Origin of the sequence: Anabaena sp. CA = ATCC 33047 (assembly GCF_963870205.1) — a bacterium.
Taxonomy (GTDB): Bacteria; Cyanobacteriota; Cyanobacteriia; order Cyanobacteriales; family Nostocaceae; genus Trichormus.
In genome coordinates this window covers 77,180-103,870 of sequence record NZ_CAWMSA010000046.1, presented here as the reverse complement: position 1 = coordinate 103,870, position 26,691 = coordinate 77,180, and the positions used below count along the sequence as shown (strand labels likewise).

At 42.2% G+C, this 26,691-nt stretch carries 22 protein-coding genes and 1 tRNA gene; 13 read left to right on the top strand and 10 right to left on the bottom strand.

From position 1 onward, the window contains the following. The first annotated feature begins 5 nt into the window (after positions 1–5). Together pstA and pstB are read left to right on the top strand one after the other, a co-directional pair. The gene (pstA, locus tag AACS98_RS15405; protein WP_066381363.1) at positions 6–887 is read left to right on the top strand and encodes a phosphate ABC transporter permease PstA; all 882 of its coding nucleotides are present in this window, start codon (positions 6–8) and stop codon (positions 885–887) included. 65 nt (positions 888–952) lie between these two features. Further along, a complete protein-coding gene (pstB, locus tag AACS98_RS15400; RefSeq protein ID WP_066381361.1) occupies positions 953–1,759 on the top strand; it encodes a phosphate ABC transporter ATP-binding protein PstB in 807 nt (268 codons plus the stop codon). Positions 1,760–2,207: 448 nt separating this feature from the next. Here pstB and AACS98_RS15395 read toward each other — a convergent pair whose 3' ends face one another. Beyond that, on the bottom strand, positions 2,208–3,512 hold the full coding sequence (locus AACS98_RS15395; RefSeq protein ID WP_066381360.1) for an acetyl ornithine aminotransferase family protein: 1,305 nt from the start codon (positions 3,510–3,512) through the stop codon (positions 2,208–2,210). Between the two features lie 326 nt (positions 3,513–3,838). On the opposite strand from AACS98_RS15395, the gene AACS98_RS15390 reads away from it, so the two are divergent. The 4 genes from AACS98_RS15390 (at position 3,839) to AACS98_RS15375 (ending at position 9,015) form a co-directional block, all read left to right on the top strand. After that, complete coding sequence (locus AACS98_RS15390; protein ID WP_066381359.1) at positions 3,839–5,200, top strand: hypothetical protein; 1,362 nt, start codon at positions 3,839–3,841, stop codon at positions 5,198–5,200. A 187-nt stretch (positions 5,201–5,387) separates the two neighbouring features. Further along, positions 5,388–6,575 (top strand): anhydro-N-acetylmuramic acid kinase, encoded by a 1,188-nt coding sequence (locus tag AACS98_RS15385; RefSeq protein ID WP_066381358.1) that lies wholly within the window; start codon positions 5,388–5,390, stop codon positions 6,573–6,575. A gap of 102 nt (positions 6,576–6,677) precedes the next feature. After that, entirely contained in the window at positions 6,678–7,130 is a 453-nt protein-coding gene (locus tag AACS98_RS15380) for a hypothetical protein (RefSeq protein ID WP_066381356.1), read from the top strand. Positions 7,131–7,455: 325 nt separating this feature from the next. Then, entirely contained in the window at positions 7,456–9,015 is a 1,560-nt protein-coding gene (locus tag AACS98_RS15375) for a serine/threonine protein kinase (RefSeq protein WP_066381354.1), read from the top strand. A 468-nt stretch (positions 9,016–9,483) separates the two neighbouring features. On the opposite strand, the gene AACS98_RS15370 is transcribed toward AACS98_RS15375, so the two are convergent. The 4 genes from AACS98_RS15370 to AACS98_RS15355 form a co-directional block, all read right to left on the bottom strand. Next, on the bottom strand, positions 9,484–9,681 hold the full coding sequence (locus tag AACS98_RS15370) for an NblA/ycf18 family protein (protein WP_066381350.1): 198 nt from the start codon (positions 9,679–9,681) through the stop codon (positions 9,484–9,486). Between the two features lie 884 nt (positions 9,682–10,565). Continuing rightward, positions 10,566–11,288: a Stp1/IreP family PP2C-type Ser/Thr phosphatase gene (locus tag AACS98_RS15365; protein ID WP_066381346.1), complete on the bottom strand. Its 723-nt coding sequence runs from the start codon at positions 11,286–11,288 to the stop codon at positions 10,566–10,568. Between the two features lie 18 nt (positions 11,289–11,306). Further along, entirely contained in the window at positions 11,307–12,992 is a 1,686-nt protein-coding gene (locus tag AACS98_RS15360; protein WP_066381401.1) for an ABC1 kinase family protein, read from the bottom strand. Between the two features lie 125 nt (positions 12,993–13,117). Beyond that, positions 13,118–13,441, bottom strand: coding sequence for a DUF6825 family protein (locus tag AACS98_RS15355; protein ID WP_066381343.1), 324 nt, complete (start codon positions 13,439–13,441; stop codon positions 13,118–13,120). A 308-nt stretch (positions 13,442–13,749) separates the two neighbouring features. Here AACS98_RS15355 and AACS98_RS15350 point away from each other — a divergent pair, with 308 nt between their 5' ends. Continuing rightward, positions 13,750–14,430 (top strand): Uma2 family endonuclease, encoded by a 681-nt coding sequence (locus AACS98_RS15350; RefSeq protein WP_066381341.1) that lies wholly within the window; start codon positions 13,750–13,752, stop codon positions 14,428–14,430. 63 nt (positions 14,431–14,493) lie between these two features. On the opposite strand, the gene AACS98_RS15345 is transcribed toward AACS98_RS15350, so the two are convergent. Beyond that, positions 14,494–17,205 carry a CBS domain-containing protein gene (locus AACS98_RS15345; protein ID WP_066381334.1) on the bottom strand — a complete coding sequence of 904 codons (2,712 nt, stop codon included), beginning with the start codon at positions 17,203–17,205 and terminating at the stop codon, positions 14,494–14,496. A gap of 239 nt (positions 17,206–17,444) precedes the next feature. Between AACS98_RS15345 and psbZ the strand changes: the two genes are divergently transcribed. The 5 genes from psbZ to AACS98_RS15320 all read left to right on the top strand — a co-directional run bounded on the left by psbZ (position 17,445) and on the right by AACS98_RS15320 (position 21,080). Further along, positions 17,445–17,633, top strand: a complete 189-nt coding sequence (psbZ, locus tag AACS98_RS15340) for a photosystem II reaction center protein PsbZ (protein WP_066381333.1) — start codon at positions 17,445–17,447, stop codon at positions 17,631–17,633. Positions 17,634–17,827: 194 nt separating this feature from the next. Then, positions 17,828–18,406: a 6,7-dimethyl-8-ribityllumazine synthase gene (gene ribH, locus AACS98_RS15335; protein ID WP_066381332.1), complete on the top strand. Its 579-nt coding sequence runs from the start codon at positions 17,828–17,830 to the stop codon at positions 18,404–18,406. Between the two features lie 113 nt (positions 18,407–18,519). Next, positions 18,520–18,591 (top strand) — tRNA-Gly (locus AACS98_RS15330). An 811-nt stretch (positions 18,592–19,402) separates the two neighbouring features. Then, positions 19,403–19,810 carry a hypothetical protein gene (locus AACS98_RS15325; protein WP_066381331.1) on the top strand — a complete coding sequence of 136 codons (408 nt, stop codon included), beginning with the start codon at positions 19,403–19,405 and terminating at the stop codon, positions 19,808–19,810. 4 nt (positions 19,811–19,814) lie between these two features. Further along, positions 19,815–21,080 carry a glutamate-5-semialdehyde dehydrogenase gene (locus AACS98_RS15320; RefSeq protein ID WP_066381330.1) on the top strand — a complete coding sequence of 422 codons (1,266 nt, stop codon included), beginning with the start codon at positions 19,815–19,817 and terminating at the stop codon, positions 21,078–21,080. 153 nt (positions 21,081–21,233) lie between these two features. On the opposite strand, the gene AACS98_RS15315 is transcribed toward AACS98_RS15320, so the two are convergent. From AACS98_RS15315 to AACS98_RS15300, 4 genes are all read right to left on the bottom strand, one after another. Further along, the gene (locus tag AACS98_RS15315) at positions 21,234–21,788 is read right to left on the bottom strand and encodes a Uma2 family endonuclease (protein WP_066381328.1); all 555 of its coding nucleotides are present in this window, start codon (positions 21,786–21,788) and stop codon (positions 21,234–21,236) included. Positions 21,789–21,987: 199 nt separating this feature from the next. Beyond that, positions 21,988–23,055, bottom strand: a complete 1,068-nt coding sequence (locus tag AACS98_RS15310) for a fatty acid desaturase (RefSeq protein ID WP_066381326.1) — start codon at positions 23,053–23,055, stop codon at positions 21,988–21,990. A 192-nt stretch (positions 23,056–23,247) separates the two neighbouring features. Further along, positions 23,248–24,300 carry a fatty acid desaturase gene (locus tag AACS98_RS15305; RefSeq protein WP_066381324.1) on the bottom strand — a complete coding sequence of 351 codons (1,053 nt, stop codon included), beginning with the start codon at positions 24,298–24,300 and terminating at the stop codon, positions 23,248–23,250. Between the two features lie 227 nt (positions 24,301–24,527). Beyond that, on the bottom strand, positions 24,528–25,346 hold the full coding sequence (locus AACS98_RS15300; RefSeq protein ID WP_066381322.1) for an acyl-CoA desaturase: 819 nt from the start codon (positions 25,344–25,346) through the stop codon (positions 24,528–24,530). Between the two features lie 85 nt (positions 25,347–25,431). Here AACS98_RS15300 and AACS98_RS15295 point away from each other — a divergent pair, with 85 nt between their 5' ends. Further along, a complete protein-coding gene (locus AACS98_RS15295; RefSeq protein WP_066381319.1) occupies positions 25,432–26,661 on the top strand; it encodes a methionine gamma-lyase family protein in 1,230 nt (409 codons plus the stop codon). Positions 26,662–26,691 lie beyond the last annotated feature (30 nt).

Here is a 26,691-nt window from a genome sequence, read left to right as displayed (position 1 = left end):
AAATTATGACTGCTGATTTTCCCAAAAGGACTTTAACTCGCGCCTCTACTTCTCCCCGGACAATGTTTAATACTGCGATGACGGTATTGGCATTTATTTGTGGAGGATTGGCACTTTTGCCTTTATTGGCTGTACTTTCTTACGTGTTGATTCAAGGTTTTAGCAGCTTGAATCTGAGCGTATTTACCGAACTGCCACCCGCACCTTTAAGGGAAGGTGGAGGTTTTGGTAATGCGATATTGGGAACTTTATTAATGGTAGGTATTGGTGCATTAATTAGTATCCCAGTGGGTGTGATTGCGGCAATTTATTTAACAGAATTTAGCTCCGGTAAATTAGCAAGATGGATACGCTTTGCCACTAATGTTTTAAGTGGAGTACCTTCGATTATTGCTGGTGTATTTGCCTATGGTATTGTGGTATTGACATTAGTAAAATTTAATCTAGGTTCTTATTCTGCCATAGGCGGAGGATTTGCTTTATCAATCTTGATGTTGCCAATTATAGTTAGAACTACAGATGAAGCCTTACAGTTAGTATCCCAAGATTTGCGACAAGCATCTGTAGGGTTGGGAGCTACGAATTTTCAAACTGTTACCCAAGTTGTTTTACCTGCGGCCTTACCAGCAATTGTCACTGGAGCCACACTAGCGATCGCACGGGCGGCTGGAGAAACAGCACCTTTATTATTTACTGCTTTATTCTCGCCTTTTTGGCCTGATAGCCTGTTTAAACCCACAGCATCCCTCGCTGTTTTAGTCTATAACTTTGCTATTTCTCCCTTCAAAAATTGGCAATCTCTAGCCTGGGCTGCTTCGTTGATTTTGGTATTGATGGTGCTGCTCACCAGTATCATCGCTCGCTGGGCAACCCGGCAAAAAGCTTAAAGATTAATTCTCTCATAGCTGAGTCAGATTGCTCACTTATCCCTAAAAAGTAAACTAGACCATTTATGCCTACTCAAATTAGCACAGTGAACAATACAGAAACCGTATTAAAAACGGAAAATCTCAATGTCTACTATGGCAAGTTTCTGGCTTTGCAGAATATTTGGCTAGATATACCAAAAAATAAGGTGACAGCCTTTATTGGCCCTTCTGGTTGTGGTAAAAGTACATTGCTGCGTTGCTATAACCGTTTGAATGATTTAATTGAATCATTTCGGGCAGAAGGGAAAGTTTTTTATTATGACAAAAACTTGTATGCGCCGGATATCGATCCAGTAGAGGTACGTCGGCGGATTGGCATGGTATTTCAAAGACCAAACCCATTCCCCAAATCAATTTATGAAAACATTGCTTTTGGAGCTAGAATTAATGGCTACAAAGGTAATATGAATGAGTTAGTAGAAAGGAGTTTGCGCCAAGCCGCATTATGGGATGAAGTCAAGGATAAACTGCGGCAAAGTGGGTTATCTTTATCTGGTGGACAACAACAAAGGTTGTGTATTGCACGAGCGATCGCTGTACAGCCGGAAATTATCCTCATGGATGAACCTTGCTCTGCTTTAGACCCCATTTCTACCTTGCGAGTTGAGGAACTAATTCACGAACTCAAAGAACGCTACACCATTGTCATTGTCACCCACAATATGCAACAAGCTGCCAGGGTTTCTGACATGACAGCCTTTTTCAATGTCAGGTCTACAGAAACAGGTGGACGTATCGGCTACCTAGTAGAACACGACGCAACAGAAGTAATTTTCAACAACCCCAAACAGGAAGACACTAGAGACTACGTTAGCGGTAGATTTGGCTAAAAATTTTCAGTGTCTCATATTGCCAGATTGAGGGTTAATCAACAGGAATCAATCTGCTAACTATCGCTCATCTTTCTTCACTTTCCTTGACAACCCACGAATAAATTCACGCAATACATCCAATTTGGTTCTTGAGGTTTGTTGACAGTATGCCTCAAGAACTTCTAATTTTTGCTCATCTAATTACTTTAAATAATGTCCGGCTAATTACTTATGATAAGTTTTCGATGCTGATCTTTTCTTGTTCCCTGTTAAGAGTTCCCTGTTCCCTACCCCAACAGATGTTATGTTTGTGATGATAGCTGTTCATAATCATGCCTCAAGATTGATTGTTTTAAGCTTCAAATCAAACTTGCAACTTTTCGGATTTTTTTTGGCAAAGTTTGGCCGCGATCGCTCATCAAAGATGATGCCATATTAGGGCGATCGCGCACATAAAATGTTGCCTCTAACACTCCTGCTTTAAAACCTCAGACAGAATATCTAAAGCGGTGTGAATTTGCTGACTGTCAATCACTAAAGGTGGACAAAAACGAATAGCCGCTTTACCGCAACCGAGTAATAATAAACCACGTAAGAAGGCAGCTTGAATAATGCGATCGCGCAATCTGCTATCATCATGTCCTGCACCATCCAATAAATCCACAGCTACCATCAAACCTTTACCCCTCGGTAAAGACATCCTGGGGAATTTTTCATGCAGTCGAGTCAGTCCAGCTTTTAAGATTTCTCCCATTTGGGTAGCATTGCTCATCAAACCACTATCTAATAGTCGCAGCGTCGCAATAGCCGCCGCACAAGCTACAGGATTGCCTCCAAATGTGGTAGCGTGAGCACCAGGCGGCCAAGTCATCAACTCAGGACGGGCGATTATCGCACCTAAAGGTAAACCACTAGCAATTCCTTTAGCTGTAGTCATAATATCAGGCATCACACCCCAATGCTCAATGGCAAATAAGCAACCTGTACGCCCCATGCCTGATTGCACTTCATCGACTATCATTAATATGCCGTGACGATTGCAGATATCTCGAATTCTGGGCAAAAATCCGTCTTCCGGGACGATGTAGCCGCCCTCCCCTTGAATCGGCTCAACTACAATTGCTGCTACTTCCTGGGGCGGTAGGATGGTATTAAATAACTGTTGTTCTAAATAATCCAAACTGGCGTGAGTACCATAGGGAATATGTGTCACCCCAGGAACTAACGGCCCAAAATTAGCGCGTTGTACTGTTTTAGAAGCTGTGAGGGACATTGCGCCATAGGTGCGTCCGTGAAATGCTCCTAAAAAAGCGATAATCAGCGATCGCTTAGTGTAATATCGAGCTAATTTCATCGCCCCTTCATTAGACTCTGCGCCGGAATTGGTGAAAAATACCCTCGCACCATGAGGAAAAGGGGCGCGAATCGCCAAATGTTCCGCTAGTTCCACCATCGGCTCATAATAAAAATCTGTCCCCGACATGTGTACTAACCGCGCCGCCTGGGTTTGAATTTCCTTGACTACCTCTGGGTGCGCGTGTCCGGTGGCGGTGACAGCGATACCTGCGGTCATATCCAGAAATACATTACCATCTACATCTTCTAACATACAACCCTGACCGCGTGCTACAACTAGGGGATAGTCACGGGTATAAGAAGGAGACGTAACAGCGCGATCGCGTTCTATCATAGCCAAGGCTTTCGGCCCCGGTAAAGATGTCACTAAGCGAGGGTGATGAGGTAAAGGTCGATTAATCGGAACACTTAACATATTGTGTTAATCTTTTCCAAAATACGGATAATTTAACTGCGATGTGCAAATATTAACAGTAGCATTTGATGCTTTTTGGCTATAAATTACGCATTGACAACCTGATATTTCTATGTATTAGCGATTGTGCAGAAATCCAGCCAATTTTTCATTAATCCTGAGAAAGATATAAACTGAACTTTTGGTATAAGCATAGTAATTATGAGTGCAAGTTATAATGCACTGTTAGGTTGAGTTTCTCCCGAAGAATGGAAGAGGTTTCCAGCCTAAAGATATGCGTATTTAACGCATGAGCAGATTTATATTGCGAGATTCTTGACTAAATTATGAGTAACTTATTCAGCCATAAACTCAGACTAATAGTAGGTGTTGCTACAATATCAATTATAGGTTTGGCTAGTAGTTATCTATATCAGCAGACAAAAAATCACGATATAGCCACACAACAGCAGAATCAGCAAAAATTAAATTTAAAGCAGTTAGCTAATTTTCCTATCACTTCCGCAAACTTTTCTCAAACTTCTCTGCAATCAGTTGCTTTCACTGGGAATTTTTCTCAGAGTAGTTTAATTACTAATTCATCAAAATCTACTGAAAGTATCACGCAGCACCAAACACCGAAACCTGACCAAAATTTAGCAACAACATCAGTTAAATATCCAATTATTGATGAGTGGCGAAACTATAAATTTAGTGTCAACGGTAATCAGATTTTATCACCCGCACAACTACCAACAAAACAAGTTAAATTTAATCAATCGGATTTATTAAGCGTTCTTGTGAATACTAGAAAATATTTTCAAGAACACGGTGAAGATGATCCAGATATTTTACGCCCTGGACTCCTGAGTACCCAAAAAGTTACTACTAAAGATATACTGAAAACTTTAGATTTTATGATTGATGTTCTCCAAGAGGACATTGCTAACAATCGCATTACTCGCTTACAAAACCCGAACTTTATTAATAGACATTTTCGCGTCATCAGATGGAAACCATATAATCCCGCAAAACCTCACCAAAAGCAACTACGCCTGACTAAATATGCAGTGTTTACTCATCCAGGTTCACGCCAGAGAACCTCAACCTATAACACACCACTCTACAGTTTAAAAGATAATTCAACAGAAGATAAATTTTACACCAAGTATACAAAGCAAGATGTCTTATCGGGTATTTATGAACCCGGAGGTAAAGAATTCGGCAAAGTAGAACCATTAGCTTATTTAACCCGGAATGGTTTAGAAGAGGCGTTAATGCAAGGAACCATCCTCATCAATTTTTTAGATGGTTCCAAGGGCTTTTTTAACGTAGATAGAAATAACGGAATGTCTTATATCAAGGGTTTAAGGGCGACAGCACAAAAACGCTATTGGTATTTTAGACAAGTTGATGCTATCAAAGGCTATGGACACAAAATAGATGCGAAAATTTCGATTAAACCCGGTGTTACCTTTGCCGGTGATGTGTTAAATATTGGTTTAGGTAGAATCGTTGTCCTTGAGCATAATCAAGGAGGACGTAAACAGCTACAAATGGGAGTGATTGCAGATACAGGCGGAGCATTTTTACCTAACTTGTATCAACTCGATTTTTTAGCCGGTATTTTCCCCAATCAAACCGCTTTTCGCCGACATATCCGACAATTACCTGAGTATGCTAACGCCTATTTTTTGGTAAAAAAGTAAGTAGTTCAACTTAAAAAAATGTCAACACCAGATACCCGACTTCTTTGAGAAGTTGGGTATCTCTCCCATAATCGAGCAACAGCAAATAATTTTCGCTGCACCAACGCAAATTGGCAACTTCCATCTTTGACACTGACAATGGGATGAATTAAACTACCCCTTGCAAGCCGCACAAAACTCTCTGTATATGCACCAAACTGGACAAACTGCTACCCCAACCCGTGTGATAGGTTTAATTAGTGGCACATCTGTCGATGGTATAGATGCGGCTTTGGTGGAAATTTCTGGTACAGATTTGGATTTGCAAGTAGAGTTACTAGCCGGGGAAACCTATCCCTATCCTGAACAACTGAGAACAAAAATCTTGGATGTTTGCGCTGGTGCAGCCATTTCTATGGCAGAATTAGCAGAATTAGATGATGCGATCGCTCTGTGTTTTGCCCAAGCTGCCGAAAATATTCAAACAAAACACAAACAAGCAACTTTGATTGGTTCCCACGGTCAAACCGTATATCATCGACCGCCTGAGTATGGGAAACTGGGAAAAAATTCCCTTGGTTATACTTTACAACTCGGTCGTGGTTCCGTGATTGCCCACTTGACAAAAATTACCACTATTAGTAATTTTCGAGTAGCGGATATTGCTATCGGTGGTCATGGCGCACCCCTTGTACCTAGAGTAGATGCGTTTTTGCTCAGTCATCCTCAAGAGGGACGTTGTATACAAAATGTCGGTGGTATAGGGAATGTGACTTATATTCCCCCGCGTCGTGATGACTGGTTGAATAAAATTCGCGGTTGGGATACTGGCCCCGGTAATAGTTTACTAGATTTAGCCGTACAGCAATTAACAGACGGTGCTAAAACCTACGATGAAGATGGTAAATGGGCAGCTAGCGGTACTCCTTGCTATCCTCTGGTAGAGAAATGGCTAAATCAAGCATATTTTCACCTACATCCGCCTAAATCCACAGGTAGAGAGTTATTTGGTCTAGATTACCTGCAACAGTGTTTTCAAGATGCCGCACCCTATCAATTGAGTCCATCTGATATGCTGGCAACACTGACAGAACTAACTGCGGCTTCCATTGCCCATAGTTACCGCAGCTTTTTGCCAGAAATGCCCAACCGTGTATTTTTATGTGGCGGTGGCAGTTGTAATCTGTATTTGCAGCAAAGGTTACAGTTTTTGTTGGGAGAAGTACCAGTTTTAACTACCGATGATGTTGGCTTGAATGCTAATTTTAAAGAAGCGATCGCCTTTGCTGTTTTAGCTTATTGGCGACAACTGGGTATACCTGGCAATTTACCCGCAGTCACAGGCGCACCCGGTGAAGTCTTATTAGGAGAAGTTCACCGCATTGATGCTGAGTAACTCTACTCCCCAATCCCCACTCATCTGATACCTGACATTTGTGCAGTTACAAATATATCTTTGTAGCTAAGGACTACTCGTTCAAAGTAAGGAACACACAAGGTGGCTCATACTTTTTTATTGCAACCAGGACGCTGGACAATTCAAGGCAGTTGGCTAGAACGTCATGGACTGCCAATTAATGTGAAGGGTATGACCTTGGTAGCTTGGAATCGAGATAATTGGTTTACTATGGCTACAAAACTCATATTTCCAGGGAGCGATCGCCCAGATATATCTTTACAGTATAAGGGACGATTGCATGAGGGAGAACGTCAATATACTTTTTTAGTTCAGCATAGTATTTTAGGTCAGATTGAAGGTGAAGGCTGGATTGGGTTAGATACCATTGTGCAACGTTACTGGGTGATTAGCGATCGCCACCGTCGTAGTGGATTTGAAACCATGCACCGCAATTCTGATGTCACATATTCTCTCAGTAGCGGTGTCATGGCAGGTCATTTTTTAACCAGTACAATGGAAGCCAAACTAGAACTTCAACCCCTAAATAATTAGAGACTGAGGATAAATTCAGTTATCTCGTGCATCAAAATTGGGCAAACTAACATTACATCACAAGTGCAGAACATGAGGATACATCTATTGATATCTCGCACCATTCTCAATCAACCTAGGGTTGGCAATGCCCACAACGTAAAATTCAGGGTTTGAGCGAATTTTTAGGAGTGCATCGCCGCCGTGTAATTGCCATAACGCAACTGGTGCAAGATGTCAGTCTACTCATTTCCATCTTTAATTGCACTTTTCCACCCCAGCACTTCACACCTACTTCATAGGTAAGTGTAATTTACATTTGTTGAACATTGGAGTCGAATTTTCTATGTCAGACCCCAACATTGGTCGTGTTCTTAGCAACCGCTACCAGTTGCAAGAATTAATTGGCACTGGAGCAATGGGTAGAGTATATCGTGCTAAAGATGTTTTGTTGGGAGGCGTACCTGTTGCTGTCAAGTTTCTCGCCCTGTCTATGCAAAATGAAAAGATGCGACTGCAAGAACGTTTTGAGCGAGAAGCAAAAACCTGTGCTTTACTTGGGCAAAAAAGTATTCATATTGTGCGAGTCATGGACTATGGCCTAGATGAAAATCAAACCCCCTTCTATGTCATGGAATATCTACAAGGTCAAAGCCTCAACCAAATCATCCGGCAACAACCATTATCTTTACCTAGATTTGTGAGTATGGTACGCCAAATCTGCCTAGGTTTACAGTGCGCTCATGATGGTATCCCAGTTGATGGCTCAGTTTGTCCGATTATTCATCGTGATATTAAACCCAGCAATATGCTAGTCCTCCAAGATGCCAGTTTTGGGGAATTAGTGAAGATTTTAGACTTTGGGATTGCTAAATTATTACAGAGCGATGGTGATCACACAAAATTTTATTTGGGAACGCTGGCTTATTCATCCCCAGAACAGATGGAGGGCAAAGAACTAGATAATCGTTCTGATATCTATAGTTTGGGTGTAATGATGTTTGAAATGCTGACAGGCAAAATGCCATTACTGGCATCCACCCATTCTTTTGGCGCATGGTACAAAACACATCACCAACAACCACCACGCACTTTTAGAGAGGTTGCGCCTCACTTACTCCTGCCTCAAGAAGTGGAAAATTTGGTAATGAGTTGTTTAGCCAAAAAAGCCCAGGATCGCCCACAAAGTATTAGCGAAATCCTGCAAATTATCGAAAATATCGCCCAGCACCATCAAACTCGCCCCATTCCAGACGAGCATCCTCAACCTACTCATACCATCACCATTACGGCTGAACCTCAACAAAAGACAAAAGTTAACTCACCATTGCAGTTAGCTCCTGCCAAACTTAAAATCAGTTCTAGCAATTCTTGGCCGCAAAATAAACCAATTGCCAATATTGTTTTTCCTCAACCCATCAATGTTAATGGGGAGGTTGAACCAGCCCTATGGGTGATGCTACCACAACAGGACATTCTCAATTTTTTTGTTTGCAATCGCTATAATCAATTCCTCTTGATTACTACACCGCACCCCATGTTACTGTGGATTACTGTTCTCTACAACCGCCAACATGGTACTAAGTGGTTGCCTTATTACCTTGATCTGAAAACGAGTTTAGGTCAAGATACCGTCAGCTTACTGTCCCAAGTAGGTCATTATCGTCTCCTGTTCTTTGCGCGGGAATCCCCCCATCGCTCTTTTCATGTTCTAGTTGCTAGTATCGCTACTGCTCAACGTCAACGACTGCAACAGTGGCTCAACACAGCCAAAACCTTAGCCGGTACTGCTGAACCCCAACTGAGTAAAAACCTGCTGAAACAGGAATATGAAAAGATTAAGCCCCAAATTTTAGCCAAGCTAGAAGCCATTGACACCGATTCTGCCTTTGATATCTCTGGTTAGAGAATACTTGCTGCTGTTTGCCTTGACCTTGGCAGGATAATAAAATTGTGTTTTCTAGAAAAATGTAAACTTTTATAAAAATTAAATATATTTAGGTTGTAAGCACTATTGGGAATAAATATAATAAGCATTAGTGCTAGCTGCCAAACCGTGCCTAGTTACAAATCAGCAAGTTGTTGATCGTGCTTATAAACATTTGAGCAGTAAGGGTTCATAAGTACAGGTTCACAGTTGATTAGTAGAAAGTAACTAATGGTTGCAAACTACTGCTTTGGCAAATAAGTCGAAAGTCAGTGAAAACGCATGGAAATTACTAGCTAAATCAATTGCTGTTTTGCGCTTTTGGTTATCAGCTTTTCCTAGGTTGAGTTGAATTTGCTTGGAGTTGACGCCCCAGCATCCCCAGCCCCTTTCCTCTCTGGAACCGAGCAAGAGAAGGAGGTCGCCCACTGCGACACAAAAACTACTCTATGCCATAGTGGAGCCAGAATCTAAGCCCCACTGATGCTTCAGTAGCTCCTGATAAGTTGCCTCGCGCACGACCATTTGCTCATACAACTTCACCAAGAAGTCTTTAGCCTGCTCATGGCTCATGTTTTGCACCTGAGTAGCAAATGACCGAATGCTGAATTGCTGTTCCAATGAGAGTTGAATGGGTTGATTCATGGTTAGACTCCTAAACAGACAACGCTTAAAGTAAATTTCGGTGACAGAAGTCCTACAGGTATAGGGCTAGATTTATGGTCTGTCCCATATTTGTCTCTGTATTAAGAAAGATAACAATTATTTGACAGATTGCCCATATCCTTTGTGCGGAGATTTCTACTGTCGGGATATTTTGCACCTGAACCTACTGACATATAACCCAAGTCTGCCGAGGCAGTCTCAGGCTGAATTGTAGTTGGTGGCAGGTGTGAATCTACCTCTAGTCAACACCTGGAACTGGAAATTGCTCCTGGATGGAGATGTCCATCCCAAGGTGAAAAAACAAAGGTATTAAGATCGCATTATATGCGTCTTATATTATGAGGTGCAAGATGTCAACCGACCAAATTGTGTAAATATAGCCGCCAATTGGGAAATTTTGGTGGCTAAGAGTATTTGTATCAAGAGGTAAAGAGGAAAAATGCTCAAATTGAACAAAATGTTGAGTATTTTTACTTGAATAAGTCAAAATTCCCTGGCAACAGGTGTTATAACTATTCGTCGTTTTAATCATAAAAAATAGTAAAATATAGACAAATCTCCAAGAGCTAATGACTATCAAACCGAGGGGTGAAAGTCCAGCTACTACAAGCTTCCTGCGTATATCGCTAAAAAAGGAGTCAAGCCTAGGTGCAAGAGCCAGAAAACGCGGTTGATACGAGGCAATCAAAACAATTAGGAGAAGTGAAAAAGTAGTCCCATCGGCTTTTAGCTTAGGGATAGAGGGTATTGTAGTTTGCCCATTCTGGGTAACACCGGGAAAAGTAGCTTGAGGATATTTGTCCATAAAACTACTAACTGTACTAATGACTAATGACTAATGACTAATGACTATTGGCAGAATTTCATTCAATAGCCACAATCACGACAGTGATGTTATCGTGTCCACCTTGTTCTTTAGCGGCTTCTACCAGAGACTTAGCAGCTGTATCTAAAATGGGAGTGTCATAGAGACAAGCAGCGATTTTTTCATCAATCAGTTCTTCAGTCAGACCATCACTGCATAACAGTAAGCGATCGCCAATAGTCACATCTAACTGGTGGATATCCAATTGGGATAAGTCGTCCCGACCTAAACACCGGGATAAGACATGGCGAAACGGGTGAATGCGGGCTTCTTCGGCGGTAATATCGCCGACTTTAATGGCTCTAGCTACCCAAGTATGGTCTTCTGTAATTTGTTCTAATTGCGACTTTCGCAACCGGTACAGCCGAGAGTCTCCGACATGGGCGCACCAAGGCGCATCATGATAAAAAATGACGACAACGGCTGTTGTACCCATATCAGCCCGTTCAGGATGACTTTGCTGATCCTGTAAAATGGCTTCATTAGCCTGCCATAAAGCTTGTTCTAGCAACTTTTCCGGTGACTCAGAGGCATTCCAGTTAGCCAGCAAATACTCTTGAATTTCCTTGGTGGCAATGCGACTTGCTTCTTCACCTCCCGCATGACCACCCATCCCATCAGCAACGATGAAAAATCGCCCTTCTGGGTCGATGTAGTAATGATCTTGATTATTAGAACGCACAAGTCCCGGATCACTAAGACCCGTGAAGTTAAGTTTCATAGCTTTTTGATGCCAAAATTAATACATACGGTCATAACGGTCGAGGCGGAGGAGCAATCGGATGAGTGTGACGGAGATGGCGGCGGCAATTAAACCAGCCAGCCCTGCTAACCATACATAATGATTAACTAATAAAATAGTAGCTGAAAGGGTAAATCCACTGATGATTAAAGCATAGCTCATGCCCAGCTGAATATTGCTTTGCCGCCTGAGTAAACGTTCGGTTTCGATAGAACGCACCCGCAGGCGCATATCTCCCCGTTCTAGTTTTTCTAAGGTATCTTCTAATCTCCGTGGTAAGCCGAAGGCAGTGGTACTAACTTGTACTGCTTGGCGGCTTAATTCATTAAGTAAACTATTGCTATCTGAACTACTCATATTGTTGATCAGCTGCATTGCATAAGGTTGGGCAACTTCCATAAAGTTAAAATCTGGATCTAGACCTTTGCCTACTCCTTCTAGGGTGGAAAAAGCCCGCATCACAAAAGTAAAAGTTGCAGGAAATCTAAACGGCTGATTATAAGCTATTTCGTATAAATCATCACTAATTGCTGCTACTGATTGGGCTTCAAACGGCTTATCCATGAAATTGTCCAGCATATACTGCACAGAACGCCGCACCGGCCCCATGTCATTCACGGGTGCGATCGCACCTAAATCGATCAGAGACTGGACGACGCGATCGCCATCTTTTTGGGCGATACCAAACAGCGTTGCCATTAGCCCCTCACGGACATTAGATTTAATCCGCCCCATCATCCCAAAATCGTAGAAAATCAGCGAGCCATCAGGACTCACCGCAATATTGCCAGGGTGGGGATCAGCATGGAAAAAGCCATCATTGAGTAATTGCATGAGGTATGCTTGCGCCCCTTGACGCGCAATTACCTTACGATCTAACCCGGCTGCTTCCAAAGCCTCATATTGGCTAATTTTAATCCCCGGCACATATTCTAAAGTCAGTACCCTTGGCGACGCGTAACGCCAATACACTTTCGGGACTTTTACCCAATCATAGCCGCGAAAATTTCGGCGAAAGGCATCAGCATTTCTACCTTCATTGAGATAGTCAATTTCTTCCCAGAGAATGCGACAACATTCTTCATAAATACCAATCCAATCTCGCCCCGGCCCCCATTTGGGATGATTTTGGAAATAGCGAGCAATCCCCTTGAGAATTTGTAAATCAATTTCAAATAACTTTTTCAGTCCAGGACGCTGTACCTTGACAACGACTGCTTCGCCGCTATGTAGTACCGCTTTGTGTACTTGTCCCAAGCTAGCAGCTGCCAAAGGAATCGGTTCAAAACTTTGAAAAAGTTCAGGAATTTTCTTACCTAGTTCTTGCTCAACAATCTTTTCTACTTGTTCGTAGCTAAAAGCAGGTACTTTGTCTTGAAGTTTTGCCAACTCTTCGACATATTCACTAGGGAATATATCAGCGCGGGTAGAAAATAACTGTCCCACTTTAATAAAAGTCGGCCCCAACTCCAGCAGAGTATTACGAATCCAGACAGCTTGAGCTTTACGCCGCGCCGCCTGTTTAGCTTCAGTCACACCGCCAGGATAACTCCAAGATTTGTTGTAACGCCACAGTTTGAACATTAAAGTCAAGACAAATGACCAAATGTCTACAAACCGACGCTTACTAGAGTAGTTTTCACGATTCCAACGGTATGCTTTATCTGAATAACTGGTTTCCATATTGTGTGCGTACCGTTGTTGATTTACTGAATCACCTGGAACAAAAGACACTCTTAACCCTAAACTGTTTTTTACAAAGAGCTATTTGTCAATTATTTGCGACTATTGACTATTGAGCAAATGTATCAAGAACTGCTGCGATAACGTTGTAATTCGGTTCGCAATAGGGCAATTTCTGCTCGCAGTTCATCAACTGTTGCTTGTAAGTCAACTGCACCGCCACCTGCTGGTTTACTGCCTGTAGTAGTTTGTCCTGTTTGAGCCGCATCTGCGGCGCGGTTTGCCCGTTCTAGAACTTCTTCGGTAAATTGGCGTAGCTGTTCTCTAGCTTCTGCATCAAATTTACCTATTTCGCTCAAAGCATCAGTCAAAGCGACTTCTAGGCGTTCATTCACTACTTCTGCTAAGGCTCTGCCCACGAAAAAGGCTTGTAAAAGGGGATTACTCATAAATTTTTGTTACGCTCGTCCGCAAAAGAATTATAACTTGCCCGTATGCTTTGCGGCTTCTTTCTGAGAGTGTGCAGTTAGGTTTACAAGGTAGTTATTTTGCGATTCATTCATTATAACTACATAGGAATATAACAATTAAATATTAATCAAGTTGTAGGACTGACGCAAGGGACATGATGAATCTAGCTAGTGTGTAAGTTGCTATTGTTACATTTTGTTATGGAATTACTTAAATGACGATAGGCGATCGCCTCCCATAACATTGCTAAAATAAACTCATCAACACTTGATGCCGTATACATTCTATGACCATAGCTTCAGAATTAGAATCTCAAACAGGCATCTGTTCAGATGTGACATTTCCCCCTAGTGATTTATACAGTGACGAGCCTCCCTTGGAAACAGAACTACATCTGCGACAAATCATCCTACTGTTAACCTGCTTAGAATTGCTGTGGCGAGAGAGAAATGATTTTTATGCCGCAGGAAACCTGACGATTTATTACAGTCCCCACCAACGTAAATCAGAATACTTTAGGGGGCCTGACTTTTTCGTAGTGCTGGGAACAGAACGCAAAACTCGCAAAAGTTGGGTAGTCTGGGAAGAAGACGGAAAATACCCCCATTTTATTTTAGAAATTCTATCAGATTCCACAGTGAATACTGACAAAGGTTTAAAAAAAGAAATATATCAAGATACCTTTCGCACGCTTGATTATTTCTGGTTTGATCCCTACACTTTGGAATTTGTAGGTTTTCATTTAGTAGATGGCAAGTACGAACCTCTACAAGCAAATGAACAAGGACATTTGTGGAGTCAACAATTAGGGTTGTATTTGGGAATTCATCAGGGACTATTACGGTTTTTCACAGCAGATGGGGAAATAGTCCCGACACCAGAAGAAGCAGCACAACAAGCACAAGACAAAGCGGAACGTTTAGCAGCAAAACTGCGGGAGTTAAATATCGACCCAGATTTAATTTAAGGAATGGGGTTAAATGTAGAGATGTTTCCTGCAACGTCTCTATATTTTCTTAACAAACATTGTCTAATAATGCTGGGCTAAAAAGGCTTCTGCTTCCGCCTGATTTTTTATTACACCATCCAAAGTTGCGGCGAGTAAATCATCTAGCATTTGTCGATATTGTGGCCCTGGTTTGTAGCCTAATTTCTTTAAGTCATTACCATTGATAATTGGGTGGACATGAGCTAAAGTTGTTAAATAATGCCAGATTTGCTGTCTGATTTTTCTCTGACTGTGCAAGGCAATTAAAATTAACATTTCTAAATCGTATTTGCGGAGTAGCTGCACTATTTGACTGGGGCGTTCACATTCAGGTAAGGATGTAATGACTTCAGTTTCAGCCGTGGCTAAGTTCTGCAAGCGTTTGATACTGTCATCTTGCAATTGTAAATTTTTCGCTACTTTATGCCGATATTTCGGGGCTAGGTGGGCAATTAATACTTCTAAACGCATTTGCCAAGGTGTGAAAGTTTGGGCAGGATCAAACTTGTGCAAACAGCGTTGTAGTAAACGTAATTGCCGGATAAGTTGATAATCGAGTTTTAGGGTGGGATGGATGCACTGTAAAGCCCCTAAATTGTCGAGTAATTGTAAAGCTGGTTGCCAGTAGGGGGCTTCCAGGATGTGTTTCAGTTCGGCTTTGAGTCGGGTTTGTAGGGCTGGGGTTTTGCTGTTAGTTTGGGCGGTGCGATCGTAAACTCCACTGTTGATAGCATAGTGGATATACTCTTTGGTGCGTCTTTCAATGTCAAAGCCAAAACGCACGGCAAAACGTACACCACGATAAATCCTGGTAGGATCTTCAATAAAACTGTTGGCGTGTAATACCCGAATTTGCTGGGCTTGTAAGTCTAGCAACCCACCGAAGAAATCGAGTAGTTCACCAGCACGGGGTGAAGTGAGGCGCAAAGCTAAAGCGTTTATTGTGAAATCTCGACGATATAAGTCTTGACGAATGGAACTTGCTTCTACTTCTGGATTGGCGGCGGGGTAAGGATAAAATTCGGTTCTGGCTGTGGCAATATCCACCCACAAGGAATCTAATTCTACGTCTTTGTGCCACAACAAAGCCGCAGTTTGAAAAGCCCCATGTATTTCTAAGCGGGCGGCGGGGTAAATTTCCTGTAGGGCTTTTGCTAGTTCTACTCCTGCACCGACATCTGCGGCTTGATGAAAGCCATCAACTACTAAATCAATATCTGTAATCATTAAACTGCCATTTGCGGCTTCGGCTAAGAGTAAGTCTCGCACCGCACCGCCGACTAAATACAGATGCCAACCGCGTTTTTCTGCGGCTTGGGAAGCTGTGCTGAGTAGTTGCCATAGCTGGGGAGTGAGGCGATCGCGCAATTCTGCTAATGTAGGTATTCTAACTTCTCTGTCTCCCCATCTTCCTGTTTCTCCCTCCTCCCACCTATCTCTTTCTTCATAGGCTTGATGTAATTCTCGTAAAACATCAGTTCGAGTTACAATCCCTACTAACTGCCCATGATCTAACACTGGCAAACGTCCAATATCATAAGTCACCATTAAAGACTCGATGTGTGGCAGTGTGGTATCTGGGGTAATTGTTTTTAAGTCTGTGGTCATGTAACCTTTAACTGGCGCATGACTAAAACCGTGATGCAAGGCGATATCTAAATCACGCCGGGAAATAATTCCTACCAGTTGCCCTTGTGTATCCACCACAGATAAGCCAGAATGACCATAACGTAACAAAATTCTTTGTGCTTCAGCAATGGTGGTTTCTGGGCGAATGGTGCGAACTGGGGATGACATTAAATCTCTAGCTGTCGGTGGGTGGGGAATGGTTGTTTTTATTCCCTCTAAAATTTGTTGCAGCACATCTTGGGTATTAGCACCCCGTAAGTTGAGAGATGAGGCTTGAGAATGTCCGCCACCGCCAAATTTTTGAAATAATACGTCAAGATGTACGCCAGGGATTTGCGATCGCCCAATCACTGTTAACCTAGATTCATCTTCACTTAAGGGATATTCCGCCGCTAACAATAACGCATCAATTTCTGTTAATTCTATTAATTGCGATGCCAAACTTGACAACCCTGGGACAAATTCTTCTGTCTTTAAAGTTACCCAAGCAATAGTATAACCCCGTATACAAAGATATTCTAATTTTTCTAGTGCTGTAGTTAACAGGCGTTGTAATTGGCGAGATAAGCCGGGATCACGGTAATTAGAGATAACTGATAAACTCGCGCCTTGCTGCATCAACCAAGCTAAAGCTAAAGCATCCCGTGGTGTAGATTGGTCATAGGTAAGAGAACCTGTATCAACATGAATACCCAAAGCCATGACTGTGGCTTGAGCAGCAGTCAGAGTCATGTTATTTTTTTGTAATTGCTCGGCTATCAGAGTTGTGGTAGCTCCTACAGCATCAATATAAAATTTCTGGGCAGGAATATCAGAATCTTGACCGAGATGATGGTCATAGACGGTAATATTTTTGACATGAGGTAAATCAAACCACTCAGCAGCCTTACCCAAGCGATCGCGCTGTTGGGTATCGACAACTGTCACAGAACGAATTTTATCAGGATTTACCGAACGTCGTTCAATCAGAGGATATTCATCCCGATACAGTGCCAAAAAGTCCCGCACAGGTGGATGTGCGCCACCACTCAAGACAATTTTACTTCCCGGTATCAGGCAAGTTAGCCCCACGGCTGCACCTAAAGCATCAAAATCGGCTGTAGTGTGACAAAGAATTAAATCCATAGTTATTAGTCATTAGTCATTAGTCATTAGTCATTAGTCATTAGTCATCAGTCATCAGCAACCATCCACCATTTACAAATCTTCACAATTATGAACTATGAACTATTGACTATGGACGATTACCTAAATTGTGACAATTTCTGCTAGGTTACAAATAAGGAAAAATCACAGTGTCGTCCTTGAGGATATTCTTACTTTAGTATTTCCTTAAGAATTCTGCTGTCTTGGGAGAAGTAAAAATGACCATAATATTTCAATTTGCTCTAGTAGCTCTTGTAGCCATGTCTTTTGTGCTGGTTGTTGGCGTACCTGTCGCCTATGCAACTCCTCAAAACTGGGTTGAATCTAAAAAACTCCTCTGGCTTGGTTCTGGAGTTTGGATTGCTTTAGTGCTTTTAGTTGGGCTATTAAACTTTTTTGTGGTTTAAGGCAGCACTTGTCTGGAGGGTATCCAGTAGCAACAATGCGATAAGAGCAGGAGCAACACGAGATTAGGTATGCAGACACCAGATAAATTTAGCAATTTTTCTGGGTTCGTTGTCCCTAATTGTGTTTTCCTGCTCTTCTACTTTTAAAGAAGAAATGTATATTGACAAGAGTATCGTTAATCTAAGAGGCAGTCATGGCAGTTTTTGAGGGAACATTCACTCAAACAGAACCTTTACGTTTGGCAGTGGTGATTGGTCGATTTAATGATTTAGTTACCGGAAAACTGCTGCAAGGATGTCAAGATTGCTTGAAGCGTCATGGTGTAGATCCTAACCCTCACGGTGATCAGGTAGATTATGTTTGGGTTCCAGGGAGTTTTGAAGTCCCCGTTGTGGCTCGTCAACTAGCTCTTTCTCAGCGTTATGATGCAGTAATTTGTCTGGGTGCTGTGATTCGCGGGCAAACACCCCATTTTGATTATGTGTCTTCAGAAGTAGCTAAAGGCATTGCGGCTGCTAGTTTTCAAACTGGTGTACCAGTGGTTTTTGGCATTTTGACAGTAGACACGATGCAGCAAGCTCTAGAAAGGGCTGGAATTAAAGCTAATCACGGCTGGGATTATGCGATGAATGCCCTAGAAATGGCTAGCCTAATGCGGCAATTGCGCTCTAGCTTCACCGATGGCTATGCTCACAATACCCAATCCTTACCAGCAGCTTTTAGCAATGCCAGCGTTGGCAAATTAGCCTCAGAGTCCGAGGAAGTGGGCTGAGAGTGATGATTGCTGGATTCTGATTCTAGGGAACTCAGCAATCAAAAAAAATTTTTTTCATGGGAGTAGTTGACAAATCTAAAAAAATTTGGCATATTAAAAGGGTGAGGTTTGCGGGTATAGCTCAGTGGTAGAGCGTCACCTTGCCAAGGTGAATGTCGCGCGTTCGAATCGCGTTACCCGCTTGAAATAACAAGCATATCATAAATCCGCTAGAGAAGAAATTGACCGGAAGCATATCACTCAACCGGTTGATTTTTTTTTAACAGTTAGTAGGGTGCTTCAGTATGAATATTTTCTTGGTATAGCTAGGGTTTCTCGTACTGACGCACCCTACATTTTGGATGTTTTTTATCTGGAAGTCCTTAACCCTGTTGTCAGGTGTAGTTAGTAGGGTGCGTCAGAATTAATATTTTCTTGGTGTAGCTAGGGTGACTTGTACTGACGCACCCTACATTTTGGATGTTTTGTTATCTGGAAGTCCCTAACCCTGTTGTCAGGTGCAGAAGGTTGTTTGGCAGTCAACTTATCAGCAAAACAAATAGTTGGCTCTTAGAAATATCTTGACTACATGGGTTGTCTTGAGAGTGTTTGCCATCTAAGCTGAGAAGTATATCTAACACGCTCATGCAGTCTATGTTAAAGAAATCTAGATACATAAAATTTGTTAGTTACGATGAAAATACAGAAAATTTTAATCAAGGTTGCTACCTGGCAGGAAGGTTAATCAATAGCCTCAGTTAGCAGCATCTGCCACTACACTGAAGATAAAGAGTTATTTGGAGAGGTAGTATCCCCGATGTTTGATCTGATTTTTTAACGCAGAGTCACGCATTCGCGTAGCGTCTCGCTCCAGAAGGTTCACGCAGAGGAACGCGGAGGTTTAAGTTAAGCTTTGTGTTTGGTGTGTGAAACAATAGGGATGCTCTGAGTAGGAGAGAAATATATAGAACTCTCACAATTTGTAGACAACACGCTCAAGTCAGTAGAACGGTTGTGCCATCTAAAAAACCTGAAAAAATCGATTTAAACTCTGAATATATCTGTCCCTGTCGCCGTCGGGGGCGGTTGATTCCGATTACACTGACAGAAGCATTTGGCTGCGATCGCTGTCAGCAAATCTTTGTCGTAGAAGATAATGGTTATATGCTAGAACAATTGTCAACCACCTATCCCTATAAGCGTGCTTGGCGTTGGACAGGGAGTGGGTGGAATGTTGTCCATCCTAAATTGCGCGAAAGTTATTTACCTATAGCGTTGGGGATTATTTTCGTGCTAGTGATTATATGGCTACCATTAGCACTGCGACTAGCCAATGGTTCTAGTATTATTGCTTGGGCAATGGTGGCGGTATTGTTGGCTATCCTGCCAGCATTCATGGTCTGGCTTACCTACAGACGATAATTTCATGACTGTTCCACCTTTGGATGATTCCCCCGAAACAATGAAAAGTGCCAAACGCGCTTATCAAGCTTCCCTGAAATTAGGCACTACTAAGGGAACTGATCGCAGTCGCGCTGTGTTGGCAATGGCACAGGCTCTAGAAGAATCCTTTGACGACATTTTAGAAGCCAATACTTTGGATTTGGAAGCAAGTCGGGAAATGGCTGTGCCAGACTTGATTTTAGATTGGCTGAAGTTAACTCCCACTCGGTTAGCAACTACTGTGGAAATTCTCCAAAAGTTGGGGGAAGTTTCAGATCCTCTAAGGCGGGTAAGAAACGCTGATTATCAACCGGAAGATTCTCAAAGTTATTCCCAGTTAATGCCTTTGGGGGTGATTGGCTTTATTTATGAGGCGTTTCCCGATTTGGGAGCGATCGCCGCCGGTTTGTGTATGAAAACTGGCAATAGTATCATCCTCAAAGGCGGTACAGAAGCCAGTCACTCTAATGCTGCCATTGCTGAAGTTCTCCAAAGTGCGATCGCTGAAGTTGGTTTACCACCAGGTTGCATAGAACTGATTACCGCCGAACATGGGGCTTCCATGCGGGATTTAATTACTCAAGACCAATACCTAAATTTAGCCATTCCCTACGGGCGTTCTAGTTTGGTACAGCAAGTCATGCGACAAGCTACTTGCCCTGTGTTAAAATCCGCTATGGGTAATTGTTACCTTTATTGGTCGCTCAATGGCAGTCTGGAAATGGTGCGCTGGATGATTCTGGATAGTCATGAAAGTGAACCAGATCCGGTGAATGCTATTGAAAAAGTTTTAATTCATCGTCAAGCTATGCCTTCATCTTTGGCGGTGTTATGGAATAGTTTGATAGAAAAAGGTTTTGAAATTAAAGGCGATGAGGAGTTAGTAGAAGCTTTTCCCCAGTTACAGCTAGCAAAAGATGGCGAATGGAGTTCGGCTTATTTAACTAAAACAGTGGCGTTTAAATTGGTGGATAGTTTAGAAGCGGCGATCGCTTGGATTAATCAATATAGTAGCGGTCATGCTGACTCTATCGCCACGGAATCTTATCAAGAAAGTCGCCAGTTTGCTCTAGGGGTGAACAGTGCTGCGACTTACATTAACACTTCTCCGCGTTTTTCCCGCAACCCGGCGCGGGGCGACTCAGTATTTTTAGGGATGTCTAATCAAAAAGGCCACCGTCGGGGGTTTATTAGTTTAGAGACGCTAACTACTGCTAAACATATTATCCAAGGGAATGGGAGATTTTAGGATGGTAGGATTGTAGGGTGGGATGGTAGGCGATCGCTCTGTGATTGAATATTTTGCCTTTTTCCTCCCGACATTTCTTTTAAAGTTCACGCCTACTGCAAGTTGAACCGCTTACTGTAGGCGCAAATAACACCCCTAGAGGTAGCACGCAACTTATTCAAATATAGGTGGCCATAACTCAGAAATAGCAATTTCCCAACCAGGAAATAACTCATTAATAGTTAACTTATCATCACAACTTAAAACTTTCACATCACCATGCGGACGATAAATACTTACAGTTAACTCATCTGGATTAATTAATAATCCTACCCTTGCACCTAACTCTAAAAATAATTTTAGTTTATCTTCTAACTTAGAAATTCTATCTGTTTTTGAATTTATTTCAACTACTAAATCAGGGACTAACTCAGCAAAATCTCTGATAGTGCGTTTTAATCTTTCCGCCGCTACAAAAGAAACATCAGGGGCGCGTAAATCAGTATTCGGCATAATAAACCCGCCACTTGAGTCAAATATCCGCCCAAGTTTACGGGGTTTTATCCAATTACCTAGTAACCTAATCAACTCAGCCCCAATTTCACTAGATTGAATATCTGATGGCCCCATAACTAGAATATTTCCTTCTTGCAGTTCTATTTGGTAGTCCTGCTGTTCTTCTTCTAGCTTTTGTTGTAGCCTTTCTACATCTTCAATAGTGAGAGTCATACAAATTTGAAAATATACTTCACTTTACAGTTATGTTAACCTAACTTCTCTAATTCAAAATCATATAATGTAGAGACGTTTCATGAAACGTCTCTACATATTCCCCCACTATCTTGTAGGGAAGGGTGGGAAAATTTGCTAAAAAAAGTCCGCCAAGGCGGACTTTTTTTATATAACTTCAGACTTTGTGAGCAGCAAATTACTGATGATTAGAGGTATAGTAAACCTTACCCCCATTATCCGGTACAAAATGACAGCTAAGGGCAGAACGCCATAATGCTTTCCAAATGGGTTCTTCAGACTTGCGGTAATACTCACCCATCACAGGTTTAATCGCCTCAGTCGCCTTCAGCAAATTATAGTGAGGCATATTCAAAAAGATATGGTGAGCTACATGAGTACCGATATCGTGATGAATGTGGTTGAATATACCATAATTGCGGTCAATGCTGGAAATTGCACCTTTGAGGAAAGTCCAATCATTGCCACGATACCAAGGAATATCAGGCTCGGTATGATGCAAAAATGTCACCAAATCTAGCCAAATTACAAACACAATGTAGGGTGCAGCGTAGTATTTAAGCAACCACATCCAACCCCATTGATAGGTAAGGAAGCCTAATAAACCTACCATCCCAATCCACAGCACGGTGCTAGTAATAACATCCCATTTTTCCGAGGGTTTAAACAATGGGCTACTGGGTGAAAAGTGAGAACCTTCTTTATTAGGAGAACGCTTAAATAAATACACTGGATAAGCCAATAAAAAGACATAATATCGACCTATCTTTTGTAATAAAGGCATCTCCTTATATTGTGATTCTGTCACAGGATACCAGCTTTCATCATTATCGATATTGCCAGTATTTTTGTGATGGGTTCTGTGGCTAATGCGCCAACCATGATAAGGAACTAAGATTGGTGTGTGAGACAGATGCCCAATCAAATCATTCAACCATTTATGCTTAGAAAATGATTGATGTCCGCAATCATGCCCAACTACAAACAAAGCCCAAAACATTGTGCCTTGCATCAGCCAAAAAACCGGCCAAAAGTACCAAGAATCTAAGTAGTGAGCTACTGCATACAGTCCACCAATAATTAGGATATCGCGGAAAAAATAAAACAGTGATTTACTCACATTTGGTTGAAAACATTCTGCGGGAATAGCAGCTTTCAAATCCTGAAGAGTAAAGGGCAGTGTAGTTGTACCCTCAGAAGGCTGACTGGGAGGAGAATTATCGAAGTTAACAGTAGTGGATTGCACGGGATTAGTTCAATTAGAAAGGAAATCAGACTATGTTGGAGACTGTCATACTTGCAGTGCTAAAAAAGCCCGCAATCAAATAAATATCTGGCAATTTATGAGGCAATATTCATGTAAAAAATTGCCAGAATATGTACTACTTTTCAGGATAATCAGCACGCTACATACTAGCGATGCTAAAGAAAATGAAGTTTATTGTCCTGCGCGATATTCGTCAAAAGTTTGATAACCAACATCGGTTACATACAGTTGACACTGATTAGTAATTTGCTTCATTAAAGGCCAAGAGAACTTCAATTCCTCATGGAGATAATCACCCCAATTTTCTTTGATGCTGCTATAAGCTAGGCGCAAATTATAAGAGGGGATTGCAGTAGACAGGTGATGGGGAACGTGGACATTAATATCGTGACAGAGAAATTCTACCCAACGGGGATAATCACAATGGATAGTACCGAATAACTGTGCCATTGCCTCATTCCACTTATCTGCTGCCTTAAAAGGAACATCTGGGTAAGTGTGGTGAACAATGGTGAAGGTACTCATCCAGAAATGATAAACCAACCAAGGCACAAACCAAAATTTCACGAATCCCCAAACACCAGTGGTAGCTATGAGTAGTGGGAAAACAACTGCTGCAAAGATTACGACTACAGCCACAGAAAGTTTAACATCGGCTTGATCTTTGGCTTTGAATTTCCGTGCATCAAAATGCACAACAGCCCAATGTCCAATAGAACCTACCCACCAGAGGCGTTTCCGCATAAACAACTCAAAAGCAGACTGACGAGTTTTATTCCAACTTCCAAAAACCTCTGGTCTGATGGGATGCCAAGCATTATCTTCATCTAACTTATTGGTGTGTTTATGATGATGGTTATGCTTAATCCGCCAACTATGAAAAGGATATATTAAAGGCATAAAGACTAGGTGTCCCACCAAATCATTTACCCAACGACGTTTGGCAAATGAACGATGTCCACAATCATGACCAATGACAAAAAAACCTGTTAAAGCAGTCCCGGTAAAAATCCAGGCGAGTGGTAAAAGAAACCAGGGAGAAATTGCCAAACTATAGTAGCCTAAACCTACCATCAACACATTGATGATGACTGTTGTCCAAGCTTTGCGACGATTTAACTGAAAACATTCCCTTGGTAGAGTTTTGATAATATCTTTCAGCCTTAGTTCGGAATTACCAAGGTCATTATTTATTTCTTGCGTCTTGATTATTGATGTAGTCATGAAAACCTGAAAAACAAACAGAAACCCTAATCAAGTCACTCACAAAGTAACTTGCCGCAAAGTTTAGAGACATTATTCGTTCTGGATTATAGCAACCTTAGTTACCTAAGCGCAGACCTAAATAACTTTTGAATGCTATTTCAGAACGGAAAAATGGATGGATTGGTTGCGAAAAAATTATTAGTCACCAGTATGAAACATGAGACTAATGACTAATAATAAATTACTTATTGCTTTTTGTCTGCAAGTTTCACATTAGTAGCCAGACCAAGCACTTGCAACAATTGAATTGTCATCCAAGTCAAGTCAATTTCCCACCATTCCAAACCGTGACGAGCCGAATATTGGAAAGCATGGTGGTTATTGTGCCAACCTTCACCAAACACCAGTACAGCTACCCACCAGCAATTGGTGGAGTTATCACCAGATTCATGGCTACGGTAGCCAAATTTATGGGTAGCACTGTTAACCAACCAGGTGCAGTGATAAACCCAAACGATACGGGCGAAAATTCCCCAAACTACGAAAGACCAGCCACCCAGATATAGTAGCAATAAACCCAGAGCAATCTGGATCAAAATGAAATATTTTTGCAAAAACTGATAAACTGGGTCTTCGGCAATGTCTTTGGTGAAACGAGGAACATTAGCGTGAGCAGGAGAGTGGTAAATCAACCAACCGATATGACTCCACCAGAAGCCTTTATTGGAATCATGGGGATCGGGGTCGGTATCGGAATGTAAATGATGAATGCGGTGTGTACCGACCCACTCAATTGGCCCTCCCTGACAAGCCAGGGTTCCGCAAAATACCAAGATATACTCCAACCATTTGGGAGTCTGGAAACTGCGGTGGGTGACGAGGCGATGAAATCCTAGGGTGATACCTAAGCCGCCAGTTACCCAGTAAAGGAATAAAGCCAAACCGACTGCTTTCCAGCTAAAGTTACCAGGCACAAAAGCAAAGAGTGCGCCGAGGTGTAAACCAATGAAAAACAGGGTATTGACCCAATTGATTTGAGGTTTAGTAGAAGTAGCAATTGTCATGCAGTAACCTGTATTGAAATTGTTCAGCCTAATCTGCGCGAACCCAAAATCCGCATATCTATAAATTTTTGTTAACGAGGAAGTAATGAACAGCTTGGAACAGCTGCGGCAAGCAGAACAGGCACTGTTAGAGATTTTTTCTGGAATTGACGCTCAGGTCAAGCATAATCTCAAAAGAGTGCTGGAAGCCTTTCGTAATCAGCGTGTAGGGGCGCACCACTTTGCAGGTGTAAGCGGTTACGGTCACGATGATTTAGGTAGAGAAACTTTAGATAAAGTTTTCGCGGAAGTGATGGGTGCTGAAGCGGCGGCTGTGCGAGTGCAGTTTGTTTCGGGGACTCATGCGATCGCTTGCGCTTTATTTGGTGTACTCCGCCCTGGGGATGAAATGCTAGCAGTGGTCGGTTCTCCTTACGATACACTCGAAGAAGTGATTGGTTTGCGGGGTCAAGGTCAAGGTTCCCTTATTGAGTTTGGCATAAAATATCGCCAATTGGAGCTAACACCCCAAGGGACTGTAGATTGGGAAGCTTTAAGTCACAGCGTCACTGATAAAACAAGATTAGTGTTAATTCAGCGTTCTTGTGGCTATTCTTGGCGACCAAGCTTATTAATTAGCGATATAGAGAAAATTGTACATCTAGTTAAACAACAAAATCCGCACACCGTTTGTTTTGTTGATAACTGTTATGGGGAATTTATCGACACCCAAGAACCCACCCACGTTGGTGCTGACTTAATGGCGGGGTCATTAATCAAAAATCCCGGTGGTACTATCGTCACGGCAGGCGGTTATGTAGCAGGTCGTGCTGATTTAGTAGAAGCCGCCGCCTGTCGCCTGACTGCGCCGGGGATTGGTAGCTTTGGCGGTGCTACCTTTGACCAAAATCGGCTTTTATACCAAGGGTTATTTTTATCGCCGCAGATGGTAGGCGAGGCGATGAAAGGCACTTATTTAACTGGTTACGTATTTGACAAGTTGGGTTATCCAGTCAATCCTGCACCCCTTGCACCCCGTGGCGATGTGATTCAGGCGATTAAATTGGGTTCAGCAAAAAAACTGATTGCCTTCTGTAAGGCGATACAACAGCATTCTCCTGTGGGTTCCTACCTAGACCCTGTTCCGGATGAAATGCCGGGGTATGAGAGCCAAGTAGTGATGGCTGGGGGAACGTTTATTGAGGGGAGTACGTTGGAATTCTCGGCGGATGGGCCTTTGCGTGAGCCTTATGTGGTGTATTGCCAGGGGGGGACTCACTGGACTCATGTAGCGATCGCACTTGAGGCGGCGATTGACGCTGTGGGGACTGCTTGAGGATGGTTACACAGGTTACATGAGTTATGA